Raw genomic sequence first — 12,480 nt, forward strand, 5'->3', positions numbered from 1 at the left:
TTCAAGTGAGAAACTGCTTAATATTAGGCGTGCGATGTGGTGGCGTCAACCAGCTAAGCGGCGTAAAGCATTGTGCTGCATGGTTTTTGTCGCCCTTCTTTGATGGGCTTGGGGTAGAATACAAGCCGACACACTACGTTAATGTTTACCATGTCTGAACAAACTGATTACTACTTACAAATTGAATCCACGCTGGCACTAGCCGGGTTGGACGCCCTCACTCCCAGTGAGGTGCACGGCACGATCGTTGGCGCCATCGCCAATCACTTGAGAACCGGGATGACGCCGGATTTGTTGAAGTTAATAGAGCCTGGTGCGGACGCGAATGATGGCCGTTTTGCTCCGGTCTCAGAAATGTTGTACGAACTCTATCGCGAGACCAGTGAGGTCCTGTTTGACAGTAAAGAAGGGTTTGAGTTGGTATTGCCAGATGATGACGCGCCATTGCAACAGCGCGTCGATGGCCTGGCAAGCTGGAGTAAAGGGTATTTGTTAGGGTTGCTGTACAACGATTTGTTTAGCATTGATCAGTTACCTGAGAGTGGTGCTGAAATCGCACGCGACATGATAGAGATTTCTGAAGCCGGTTCTGGCACCGATAGTGAGCGTGAAGAAGAATGGGCTTTGGCCGAGCTTGAAGAGTATTTAAAAGTGGGCTCGCAACTCATATTTGAGTTTATCTACTCTGAACGCGCGGCGGATGCGCCGACATTGTCGCAGTAGCGGTGCGTGGCGAAATGGGACATATGCAGCATCGACGAGAGACGCTAACACCGGCCGAGATATATGCGCGTCGACGCGCGGAACTAATTAACCAAATTGGCGAGAATGATATTGTCATCGTGCCAACTGCAACAGAGAAGCCGCGCAACGGGGACGTGATTTATCAGTTCAGGGCAGACAGTGATTTTTACTACCTTAGTGGTTTTGACGAGCCGGAAGCGGTGTTGGTGATCTGTCCTGGCCGCGAGAGTGGCCAATACGTGTTGTTTTGTCGTGAACGAGATCCCGTTCGCGAAATGTGGGATGGTCGTCGTTCTGGACTGGAAGGTGCAATTGCCCGTTTTGGTGCAGACGATGCGTTCCCAATCGAGGATATTAATGACATTCTTCCTGGCATGATGGAAGAGAAGGAAAAAGTATTTACCACCGTTGGTCGATACCCGGAGTTTGATGCCCAGTTGCTCGGCTGGATGAAAAAAATTAAGGAAGATACGCGGCGCAGTACGCATGCGCCTTATGAGTTTGTTGACCTCAACCATATCTTGCACGAGCAACGACTGATTAAACGCGCCGATGAAATAAGTTTGATGCGCAAGGCTGGTCGTATGACGGCGGCCGGTCACATGCGAGCCATGCAAGTGTGTAAGCCAGGCATGTATGAATACCAGATTCAAGCTGAGTTGGAATGTGAGTTTCGCAAAGCGGGTAGCCAATACAACGCCTACCCGTCGATCGTTGCTGGCGGGGAAAATGCCTGTATTCTGCACTATATTGAGAATACGGACGTGCTCAAAGATGGTGATTTATTGCTGATCGATGCTGGCGCCGAGTATCATTGTTACGCGTCGGACATCAGTCGTACTTTTCCCGTTAACGGTAAATTCACTGGCGAACAACGCACTTTGTACGAGATTGTATTAGCAGCACAACAATCAGCGTTCGAAAAATGTGCCGCAGGCCATGGCTGGAATGAGCATCATGATGCTGCGGTGCGCGTGATTGCCCAAGGGCTGATTGATGAAGGTCTGTTGCATGGATCTCTGGATGAGGTCTTAGAAACCCAGTCTTATACCCAGTTTTACATGCACCGAACCGGTCACTGGTTGGGCATGGATGTACATGACGTCGGTGATTATCAGGTTGAGGGTAGCTGGCGTGAGCTTGAGCCTGGGATGGTGTTTACCGTTGAGCCAGGGATCTATGTCAACCCGGCGAGTGGTGTGGATGCTCGCTGGCATCACATTGGTATTCGTATTGAAGATAACGTGCTGGTGCGGCGGGACGGGTTCGATAACCTTACCGCTGCGGCGCCCAAATCAGTGGATGATATTGAAGCGCTGATGGCAGGTTAAACCTCATGCGTCGCGCTAACCAGTCTCAAACACGTTCGTCATTTGACTACGACGTCGTGATCGTTGGTGCGGGTATGGTCGGTGCTGCTTTGGCATTACGGCTGTCGGCACGATCATCTCTCAATATTTGCCTGCTGGAACGGGCAAGTATGTTGCTTAGCACGACAACCCCGAACCAACGTGTGGTGGCGCTAGGTCAACAGGCGCGGAACGTATTAACCGAGCTTGATGTATTTCAGCAGCTGTCGACTTCACAGGCGTACCCCTACCAGTCCATGCATGTTTGGGATGCGGCTTCGCATGGTCAGTTGCATTTTGCGGCCAGTGATGTCAACGAGCCGCAGCTGGGATTTATGGTCGACGCTATTCGTTGCAACTATTTGTTGCAACAGCGATGCATTGCCGCGCCGAAGATAACCTGTCATTTTGATACACAATTGCGCGCCCTGGAAAATACGTCGCAGGGGGCGTGGTTGGAGACAAGTCAAGGACGTATCAATGCGCGGCTGGTGGTGGCTGCGGATGGCGCGAATTCCTGGGTAAGACGCCAGGCGCGTATTTTCACCAATAAAATCGACTACCAGCAAACGGGTATCGTCACCCGAGTCATGAGTGAGAAATCGCATGAGAATTGTGCTTGGCAGCGCTTCCTCGATACCGGCCCGGTGGCATTCTTACCGCTTGCCGACAATCAGTGCTCCATCGTCTGGAGTGTGGACAGCGCCGTATTGGCGCCATTGATGGCGTGTGAGGATGATGAGTTCGCCCGCCAACTGGCTTCGTCTATTGAGAATCGTCTTGGTACCCTGCAACTGCTGGATCCCCGTCAGTCCTTTAGGTTGCGAAGCCAACGCGCTGAGTGTTATTTTGATCAGTGCGTAGTCTTGATTGGGGATGCGGCGCACTCGATCCATCCTTTGGCCGGGCAAGGTGTGAATCTGGGGCTGCACGATGTGGCCTGCTTGTCACGTGTGCTGAGTTCTACGGCGAGCGAAGAGCTTGCGTGTGCCACCACCTTGTCGCAATACCAGCGTCGGCGTAAACCAGCGAATGAGCAGGTTGATCGTGCTATGTCATTGCTCCGAGCGGCATACCAAACGAGTTCGCCGATTTGGAGCACGATGCGCGGCACGGGGATGAATTTGATTAGTCGATCGCCATGGATGCGTCGGTTGTTGGTCCGACAGGCGCTTGGTGTTTAGCGTGACTGTGGTTGGTTGCTTTGCCAGTATGGTTTCAGTATTTCTGCGTATGTTCCCGGATAATCCTTACGTTTAACTGGGACTAGTTCGGGTTTGGAAGCAAACTGAGATAGCACTGGCGCGATCACCTCCATCGCCGTGCTAGTGCGTAGAAACTTCTTTAACTTCAGTGCCAATTGACGCGGTACCTCCGGGTGTACAATGAACGCATAATTCTGGTACTCCGGCCCTTGGTATAAGCGGATAAAGCGTTGCGGGTCTTCCGCATTGAAGGCTTTGAATGCCTGCTCTGACACCACAAAGGCCGCACAGTTTTGGTTGTCGTATTCCATTGCACTGGCAACAGAGTTCACGAATTTGTTGTTTGCGGGTTTTAAAACACCGTGGAATGCGGCTTTTACCAAAAGGAAATCAAGGTTCACCGCACGGGTTGAACACACGTTTTTTTCCGCTAGGTCGCGCAATTCAAAATATTGTGAATCTTCATGGCGTGTGGCGATCACGTATTGTAATGGGCTGGATAATCTAAGAAACGGGATAAAATTATGCTGATGATGCGCCCAAGCGACGAAGTGCGGAGCTGCCAAGTAAACACCGGTTCGGCCTTGACGAATGCCCTGTTGGTACGGATGCCAGTAATCGGTGGTCACTGTGACGAACTGTGTCAGGCCGGCGGCGGCCAACGCGGCGTCGAATCGAACCGACAACTCAGGAAACTGCGAAGACTGATACGGTAAATACAGCGGGATCTGCTCCGACCCCAGCGCTACACGGTATGGGTAGAAAATCAGCAGTCCAATGATCAGTAATTTCAGGAAACGAAACAAGGTGGCGCCATGAAATCTGGATTATGAGTCGGGGTTTATTTTAACCTGAGTTTTAAAAACTGCTAAACTTAGTCATCACGTAATTTTGGTGGATCATCGCGATATGCCAAACCCTAACTTTTGGAAACTACCATGTCTACCAGCCAGGAACTTAAAGACGCAGGTTTAAAAACCACGCTACCACGCCTGCGAATTTTATCTATTTTAGAGAACGGCGAGCAGCGGCATTATACTGCCGAAGATGTCTACAAGGCCTTGCTGGATGCCGGCGAAGAAATCGCGTTTGCCACGGTATACCGGGTGCTGACCCAGTTTGAAAATGCGGGGTTAGTACTGCGGCATAACTTTGAAGGTGGTCGATCTGTATTTGAGTTGGACGATGGTGAGCATCATGACCATATGGTTTGTGTGAAGTGCAATACCGTGACCGAGTTTTACGATGCTGAGATCGAAGAGCGGCAGAAACGCGCGGCCGAGGCGCATAATTTCAAGCTCGAAGATCATTCCTTGTATTTGTACGGAATGTGTTCCAACTGTCAATCTTAGTGCGTGTGGCGTTGAATTGCTTTGGTGAGCAGAATTACCGGGATCAATCCAGCACAGATAATCGCCAACGATGCCAGGGAAGCATCAGCTAAACGTTCATCTGACGCGTACTCGTACGCGCGAACTGCCAAAGTATTGAAATTAAATGGACGCATTATCAGTGTCGCTGGCAGTTCCTTCATCACGTCCACAAACACAAGCAATAGGGCGGTTAATAAACTGCCTTTGAGCATCGGAATATGAACTCGCTGTAGCACCTGCCAAGGCGTGCTACCCATCGACTTTGCGGCCTGGTCCATGGTTGGCGCGATGGCCTGTAAGCCCGCGTCCAATGACCCAAGAGCAACCGCCATAAAGCGCACCAGATAAGCGATGATCAGGGCGGCGAGTGTGCCGCTGAGAATCAGGCCGGTGGACAAGTTAAACTGCGTGCGAAACCAAGCATCTATCAGATTGTCCAATCGCGCTAATGGCACCAATGTGGCGACAGCGATGATGGTACCGGGTACGGCATACCCTAAACTAACGACTTGTTTGGCGAAGCGTGTGACGGGAGCCTGAGTGGTCCTGACCGCATACGTAACTAACAAACCAAGCGCGACCGCCAAAACCGCAGTCACGGTGGCGAGGCTGACGGTGTTAAATACCAACTGCCAAAACTCCGACTGCCAAAGCTGAGCGTGCGATTGAATTGCCCAGATCAGAAGTTGTGACACAGGGACAATAAAACCGAGTGCAATCGGGATGCTTACCAAACACACCGCGATAACGCGTTTAACGCCGTACAGTTGTTTTGGAGACGGTGCGGAGCTTTTACGTTTATCGTAGTACTGTGCCTGCTGGCGTGAACGTCGTTCGATCACCAGTAGCACAACAACGAAGCCTAGCAGCACTAACGCCAGTTGCGCTGCATTGCTCACGCTGTCCATGCCAAACCAGGTACGGAATATGCCAGTAGTAAACGTATTTACTCCAAAATACGCGACCGTACCGTAATCGGCCAGTGTTTCCATCAGGGCTAGGCTTAGGCCGGCGATGACAGCGGGACGTGCGATGGGCAGTGTGATGCGCAGGAAGGCTTGTCTACGCGTATAACCCATCAGGGCAGCCACATCGCGGAAGTGTTGCGACTGACTTAAAAAAGCAGAACGTGCTAATAGGTAGACATAAGGGTAAAGTACGCAACCCATGACCAGCATCGCACCGCTGAGTGAGCGAATTGGCGGGAACCAATAGTCGCCGACTGACCAGCCAAAGACGTCCCGCAGCCAAGTCTGGATTGGGCCCGCAACGTCGAGCAATCCGGTGTATGAATACGCGCTGATGTAGGCAGGCATGGCTAAGGGTAGTAACAACGCCCAGTCAAAAAAACGGATGCCAGGAAAACGGTACTGCGTGACCAGCCATGCAGAGCCTACGCCTAGTGTAAGTGTGATGGCGGATACACCGAGCATCAACAGGATCGAGTTGCGAACATACTCTGGCAGCACCGTGCTACTGAGGTGTTGCCAGAGCTGCATATTGGCCTGGCTACTGATAATCAGCAGCGCGATCAGCGGTAACAGCACCAGACTCGCGATTGCGAGACTGCTTGCTTGCCATTTGAAACCGCTGAACATAGAAAAAACTTATTTCCAACCAGCGCGGTCCATGAGTTTTACCGCTTCGGCATTATTTTCTCCGAGCTTTTCCAGCGGTAGCGCGTCGGCTTTGAACTTGCCCCATTTTGCCAGAATCGGGTGTATGTCTACACCCGGTTTGACCGGGTATTCAAAGTTGACATTCGCGTACAGGTGTTGTGCCTTATCGCTAGAGAGGTACTCGATCAGCTTGATGCCGTTGTCACTGTTTGGCGCGCTTTTGATCAACCCTGCACCACTGACGTTGACGTGAGTCCCGCGATCTTGTTGATTCGGCCAAATTACTGAGATCGCTTCACCTGCTGTGCGGTCATCGTCCGTTGCGCTGTCTGCCAGCATGTTGGCAAGGTAATAGGTGTTAGCGACCACCACAGAACACTGGCCGGCGGCCGCAGCACGAATCTGATCGCGATCACCACCTTGAGGCTCGCGAGCCATATTGGCAACCAATCCCTTCGCCCAGGCTTCAACGTCGCTGGCCGACGCGTGAGCCAACATGGATGCCACCAATGACTGGTTATAAATATTGCCCGACGAGCGAATGCAAATTTGTCCAGCGAGCTCGGGTGCAACCAAGTCTTCATAGCTGGTGAGCGTAGATTCCGGTGCCTTAGCGGTAACCATGATTGGGCGCGCACGCAGTGATAAACCAAACCATGTATTATCGCCATCGCGATAATTGGCCGGGATGTTGTTGTGCAAAATCGCGGAATCAATGGGGGCGAACAGAGAGGCCTGTTTAGCTCGGTGCAGTCGACCTGCATCGGTAGTCAGTAGCACATCAGCGGGGCTATTAATCCCCTCACTTTTGATTCGCTCCAGTAGGGCATCCGCGCTGGCGGAAATAATATTTACCTTGATGCCGGTTTCTTGGGTGAACGCGTCCAGCAATGGTTTGATCAGCGCCTCTTTGCGAGCGGAGTAGAGATTTACCTCTGGGGTCGGTGAGGAACAAGAAACCAGAAGGCCAGCTAGGGCAATTAAAACAAGTTTTTTCATAAGAAATGGCTACTTAATGCGAATAAATGAGAATCATTCGCATTTTTATGCATCGGCGATGGGATTGCAAGATAATACCCTGTTTAGAGACAAAAAAAGGCCCGAATTGGGTGCCAACTTCGCGCCTTGATTACCGTATAATGTGGCGATTGATTAACCTTGGCGCAGGACAGAGTCGTTCCGCGTATTCGCGCACACCGGATACCCGCGCCAACTTGACACGTTTGGAGAATTCCATGAGCGAAACACCTGATGATTTATTGTACGCCTCTTCACACGAATGGGCGCGACGATTAGACGACGATATAGTGGAAGTAGGCATTTCCGACTACGCACAAGAAGCCCTGGGCGATGTCGTGTATGTCGAATTGCCCGAAGTGGGCAGTGACGTGTCTGCCGGCGAAGAGTGCTGTGCAGTTGAGTCTGTGAAAGCCGCATCCGATATCTATGCGCCAGTTAGTGGTGAGATCGTGGCCGTCAATGAGGAACTGGATGGTGAGCCTGAGTTGTTAAACGAGTCGCCCTATGAATCCGGTTGGATGTTTCGCATCAAGGCCAGCGATTTATCCGAGCTTGAGGGTTTGTTGTCGGCTGAGGCTTACCTGTCTCAAGTGGACGACTAAGTCGCCCGTTTAAACCCGTAACACTAAACATAAGAACAGCGGACGCTGTTTACAGAGGATCTTTTTCATGCAAGTAACGTTAAAAGGTAATGCGGTTAACCTAACCGGTGACTTCCCGACTGTTGGCAGCGACGCACCTGCGTTCACCCTAACCACAGCCAGCTTGGCAGATGTGGGGCTGGATGACTACGCGGGTAAAAAGAAAGTTATCAGCATTGTGCCTAGTCTGGATACTGCCGTGTGCGCGACATCAACACAGAAATTCAACGCCCAGGTTGCTGACAAAGAGAACGTTCAGCTGCTGGTTGTCTCCGGCGATCTGCCGTTTGCTGCGGGGCGTTTCTGCGAAGCCAATTCGGCGCAGGACACGGTCACACTGTCGACCATGCGTAACACCACATTTGCGAGCGATTATGGCGTACTGATGGCGGATGGTCCGCTGGCTGGTTTGACCGCACGTGCCGTGGTAGTGCTCGATGAAAACAACAAAGTCACCTATGCTCAGCTGGTGCCTGAAATCACGCAGGAGCCGGATTACGACGCTGCGTTAGCCGCACTCTAAATCGATAGATCTATCTTCAATGACCATGCCGCGTCAGCTTAACTGGCTCGGCATGGCGTCTCTGAATCAATTCAAAGGAGTTATCTTTGAAAACCTTGATAACAGGTTCCATGGCGTTCGACACCATCATGGTGTTTGAAGATCATTTTAAGAACCACATTTTACCAGACCAGACACATATCCTGAATGTGTCATTTTTGGTCCCTCAATTGACCCGCTTTTACGGTGGATGCGCCGGTAATATTGCATACACACTTAAGTTGCTGGGTGGGGATCCGGTCATTATGGCGACCGTTGGCGAGGATTTTGGGCCGTATCAACGCTATCTTGCTGAACGCGGACTTACGTCAGACCACATAAAGGTGATCAAAGACAGCTTTACCGCTCAGGCGTTTATTACCACTGATATTGCGAATAACCAGATCAATGCTTTTCACCCAGGTGCGATGAATGACGCGCACCAGAATCATGTTGCTGATGCGCAGAATGTGGCGTTTGGGATTATCAGTCCTGATGGCGCAGATGCCATGATCCAGCATGCCAAAGAGTTTGCTGAGCAGGCGATTCCGTTTATCTTTGATCCAGGTCAACAGTTACCGCGCTTTGATGGTGAACAGCTGCGAACATTTATTTCGCAGGCCACGTACGCCGTGGTCAATGACTATGAGAGTGAGTTGCTGTTGGATCGCACGGGTCTGAGTTGCGCAGAGATCGCTGCGCAACTGGATGCCTTTGTGATTACACGCGGCGCTGAAGGGTCAGAAGTATACACGCAGGGTGACGTGTTCCATGTGCCGGCGGCGGCAATCAGTCAGGCAGTTGACCCAACCGGTTGCGGCGATGCCTACCGTGCTGGCGTGCTGTACGGGCTGACTTTAGGCAAAGACTGGAAAACCTGCGCACAGCTAGGTTCAGTTTGCGGTGCGATCAAGATAGAGCACCATGGAACACAAAGTCACGATTTTACCTCTGACCAGTTCGCACAGCGTTACGCTGATGCGTTTGGTGCATTGTAGTTACCCAAGTCAAGCCCATGTTAGTGCATCCCAATTTTGATCCAGTTGCGTTCAGTATCGGCCCCTTGTCGGTGCATTGGTACGGAATTATGTACTTATGCGCGTTCGCCAGCGTATATATTTTGTTGCACTACCGTCTCAGCCACTATCCGCGCTACCGTGAATCAGGTTGGAGCCCGGATCGAATTTCGGATCTGATTTTCTATGGTGTGTTAGGTGCTGTCATCGGTGGCCGACTAGGGTATGTACTGTTTTATAAGCCCGATTATTACTTACATAACCTGTTGGAAGTATTCTTCATACATCAGGGAGGCATGTCATTTCACGGTGGCTTACTGGGTGTTATCGCGGTGGCTTATGTCTACAGTCGCAAATCCAAAATTGGATTTCTAGCCATTGGTGATTTTGTTGCACCGGTAGCCCCCTTGGGACTCTTTTTTGGACGTATGGGGAATTTTATTAACCAGGAACTCTGGGGCAAGGTGACCACCGTGCCTTGGGGTATGGTTTTTAGCAACGGTGGTCCTAAATCACGCCACCCTTCGATGTTGTATGAGGCATTTTTAGAAGGTTTGCTGCTTTGGGTGGTGATTTGGTTGGTCGCGCGTAAACCGCGTCATGCAGGCATGCTGTCGGGGTTATTTTTGATCGGCTATGCGGTGTCCCGTATCCTTGTCGAGTTCGTGCGTGTTCCTGACGAACATCTAAATTATCTATTATTTGACTGGGTTACCATGGGGCAAGTGTTAAGCTTGCCTATGTTATTATTAGGCTTGTTTCTGGTTTTTCGCCAACCCAATAAACACTAGGAGTTGCACATGAACGAAATTGTCCCAACTAAGCGCCTTGGCAACCGCAAATCCCCCATTGCAGTGCTCGGCGGTTTGATGCTGATCTTGCTGTTGCCAGCCACATCGCATGCGATCAAAAAGTGTCAGGATGCCGATGGAAACTGGCATTACGGAGATACCGCCGTTGACGAATGTGAGCGATCCAAGGTAACAACCTTGAATAGCCGTGGCTTTATAAGCTCTGAGGATGAAGCACCTAAAACCGCGGAGGAGTTGGCGGCAGAAGAAGCTTCGTTGGCGAAAGAGCGAGCGGAAGAGCAGCGGGTCGCGGATGAAAAGGCGGAGCGTGAGCGCTTGTTGAGTATCTACCAAACTGAAGCAGATATTGATCGCCAGTTGGATAACCAGATCTACTCCGTGGACAGCAGTATCGCGGTACATAAAGTTTATCTAAAAGGTATGAAGGACAAGGTTGAGCGATTAACTAAGAAGAAAGCTAGTCAAAATGGCTCACCGGCGGCTCGAACGCAAGGCGAGATCGATCAAGCCAAAGCGAAGATCGAAGAGTCCGAAGCAGAACTCAAGCACTTGGATGAGCAAAAGCAGGCAATTCAAGCTCGGTTCGCGCGCGAAAAAGAGTTGTTTCGTTCTATAAAAGAAGGTGCATAACCTGCCCTAGAGGTCTTTAGTGTGAATTTGATTCAGGGTTGGAAGGGATTCCTGCTGAGTGTGATGAGCGGTGCTGCGCTGGTACTCGCTTTCGCACCGTTTAAATTTTGGTTCGTCGCGCCGCTCTCACTCGCGGCGTTTTTTCTACTTTTATTGCCAGTCTCTGCGGGCGCCGCTGCTTGGCGAGGTTATGGGTTTGGGTTGGGACTCTATGGTGCAGGTGTGTCCTGGGTCTATGTTTCTCTATCTACTTTCGGCGGGATGCCCCTCTGGATGGGCAGTATCGCTGTGCTCGGCTTCGCCAGTCTGTTAGCTGGTTTTATCGCGGTGATGTCGTATCTGGTTGCTCGACTTTTCCCAGCTCGGTCTTGGTATCGCTTCTTGGTCTTGCCAGTAATCTGGATTGTGTTTGAGTGGCTAAAGAGCTGGGTGCTGACGGGTTTTCCCTGGCTGGATATTGGGTACACAGTAGTGGATACCTGGTTGGCGGCGTGGGCACCGATCGGCGGGATCTATTTGGTCAGTTTTTTGGTGGCTGCACTGGCGGCTGCTTTGGCAGCCAGTTTACTTTATCGCTCGCGGTCAGCCATGCTCGTTTTGCCCATGATTGTTTTTGCGTCTTGGCTTGTGAACATGGTTGACTGGAGTGAGCCGAGCCCATATGCGTTGAAAGTCGGCGTGATTCAGGCAAATGTATCGATTGATGAAAAATGGGAGCCGGATTATCGACGCGCAGTAATTGATAATTATCGTTCAGTCTTGCGTGCGTTAAAGGATCAGCAGAAGGTCGATTTAGTCGTGTTGCCTGAAACTGCGATTCCGATGCACTTGCAGTATCTGGATTTGGGATTTTGGGAGTCCTTGGTGCCGCAAGGCACCGCTGTTTTGGCTGGTGTAATCGATACCCCGAGCTTGTTGACCGAACCTTCTAATTTTGACGAGAGTTATAATGCCGCTTTTTTTACCTGTGGGCAGACCGAACCGTTACAGGTTTATCGCAAGCGGCACTTGGTACCGTTTGGTGAATATTTGCCTTTGCGCTTTCTGTTTCAATGGGTGCTCGATTACCTTAACCTGCCCATGTCCGATTTTTCAGCGTGGCAGGGTGATCAGGCGTTAAGTTGTGGTGACCAGATCAAGGTCGGTCTATCGATTTGTTATGAGGATGCCTTCGCGAATGAGTATCGCCAGTCGCTGGGGGCCGCCACGGTATTGGTGAATATCAGTGAAGATGCCTGGTTCGGTGACTCGTTTGCGCCGCATCAGCGTTTACAGATGGCGCAAATGCGGGCGAGGGAGCTGGCACGGCCGATGGTACGCAGTGCCAACTCAGGTCCGTCTGCGTTTATTGATTATCGGGGCCGAATTGAGTCGATCAGTGGGCAGTTTGCCCCAGCGACCTTGGTGCAGTATGTCCAACCACAAACTGGGACTACTTGGTTCCTGCGATTTGGGAACTGGTTCGTGTATGTAATGTTGGCGTTATTAGGTGTGATCGGTCTACGCCAATGGGCACGCAGAGCAAGCTAA

The 12,480-nt window shown here is 51.1% G+C and carries 13 protein-coding genes; 10 read left to right on the plus strand and 3 right to left on the minus strand.

Annotated elements, in window-relative coordinates; all coding sequences use genetic code 11:
- The first annotated feature begins 150 nt into the window (after positions 1-150).
- The 3 genes from IE055_RS05905 to IE055_RS05915 are packed head-to-tail and all read left to right on the plus strand — an operon-like array spanning position 151 to position 3,277.
- Complete coding sequence (locus IE055_RS05905; RefSeq protein ID WP_189399100.1) at positions 151-723, plus strand: UPF0149 family protein; 573 nt, start codon at positions 151-153, stop codon at positions 721-723.
- Positions 724-746: 23 nt separating this feature from the next.
- Positions 747-2,075 (plus strand): aminopeptidase P N-terminal domain-containing protein, encoded by a 1,329-nt coding sequence (locus IE055_RS05910; protein ID WP_189399101.1) that lies wholly within the window; start codon positions 747-749, stop codon positions 2,073-2,075.
- A gap of 5 nt (positions 2,076-2,080) precedes the next feature.
- Positions 2,081-3,277, plus strand: a complete 1,197-nt coding sequence (locus IE055_RS05915) for an FAD-dependent oxidoreductase (protein WP_189399102.1) — start codon at positions 2,081-2,083, stop codon at positions 3,275-3,277.
- On the opposite strand, the gene IE055_RS05920 is transcribed toward IE055_RS05915, so the two are convergent.
- Entirely contained in the window at positions 3,274-4,104 is an 831-nt protein-coding gene (locus tag IE055_RS05920; protein WP_189399103.1) for a PhnD/SsuA/transferrin family substrate-binding protein, read from the minus strand. The two genes, IE055_RS05915 and IE055_RS05920, sit on opposite strands and share 4 nt — an antisense overlap.
- 132 nt (positions 4,105-4,236) lie before the next feature.
- Between IE055_RS05920 and fur the strand changes: the two genes are divergently transcribed.
- Entirely contained in the window at positions 4,237-4,650 is a 414-nt protein-coding gene (fur, locus tag IE055_RS05925) for a ferric iron uptake transcriptional regulator (protein ID WP_189399104.1), read from the plus strand.
- Here the strand turns inward: fur and IE055_RS05930 are convergent.
- Together IE055_RS05930 and IE055_RS05935 are read right to left on the minus strand one after the other, a co-directional pair.
- Positions 4,647-6,269, minus strand: coding sequence for an ABC transporter permease (locus tag IE055_RS05930; RefSeq protein WP_189399105.1), 1,623 nt, complete (start codon positions 6,267-6,269; stop codon positions 4,647-4,649). The genes fur and IE055_RS05930 overlap by 4 nt on opposite strands.
- Before the next feature lie 9 nt (positions 6,270-6,278).
- Positions 6,279-7,289: a Fe(3+) ABC transporter substrate-binding protein gene (locus tag IE055_RS05935; RefSeq protein WP_189399106.1), complete on the minus strand. Its 1,011-nt coding sequence runs from the start codon at positions 7,287-7,289 to the stop codon at positions 6,279-6,281.
- 236 nt (positions 7,290-7,525) lie between these two features.
- Between IE055_RS05935 and gcvH the strand changes: the two genes are divergently transcribed.
- The 6 genes from gcvH (at position 7,526) to lnt (ending at position 12,480) form a co-directional block, all read left to right on the plus strand.
- Entirely contained in the window at positions 7,526-7,912 is a 387-nt protein-coding gene (gene gcvH / locus IE055_RS05940; RefSeq protein WP_189399107.1) for a glycine cleavage system protein GcvH, read from the plus strand.
- A gap of 67 nt (positions 7,913-7,979) precedes the next feature.
- Entirely contained in the window at positions 7,980-8,474 is a 495-nt protein-coding gene (gene tpx / locus IE055_RS05945) for a thiol peroxidase (protein WP_189399108.1), read from the plus strand.
- An 86-nt stretch (positions 8,475-8,560) separates the two neighbouring features.
- Positions 8,561-9,490 (plus strand): carbohydrate kinase family protein, encoded by a 930-nt coding sequence (locus tag IE055_RS05950; protein ID WP_189399109.1) that lies wholly within the window; start codon positions 8,561-8,563, stop codon positions 9,488-9,490.
- A 17-nt stretch (positions 9,491-9,507) separates the two neighbouring features.
- Positions 9,508-10,299: a prolipoprotein diacylglyceryl transferase gene (gene lgt, locus IE055_RS05955; protein ID WP_189399110.1), complete on the plus strand. Its 792-nt coding sequence runs from the start codon at positions 9,508-9,510 to the stop codon at positions 10,297-10,299.
- Between the two features lie 9 nt (positions 10,300-10,308).
- A complete protein-coding gene (locus tag IE055_RS05960; protein WP_189399111.1) occupies positions 10,309-10,950 on the plus strand; it encodes a DUF4124 domain-containing protein in 642 nt (213 codons plus the stop codon).
- A 21-nt stretch (positions 10,951-10,971) separates the two neighbouring features.
- Positions 10,972-12,480 carry an apolipoprotein N-acyltransferase gene (lnt, locus tag IE055_RS05965; RefSeq protein WP_189399112.1) on the plus strand — a complete coding sequence of 503 codons (1,509 nt, stop codon included), beginning with the start codon at positions 10,972-10,974 and terminating at the stop codon, positions 12,478-12,480.

This window comes from Arenicella chitinivorans (genome assembly GCF_014651515.1).
In the GTDB taxonomy this organism is placed as follows: domain Bacteria; phylum Pseudomonadota; class Gammaproteobacteria; order Arenicellales; family Arenicellaceae; genus Arenicella; species Arenicella chitinivorans.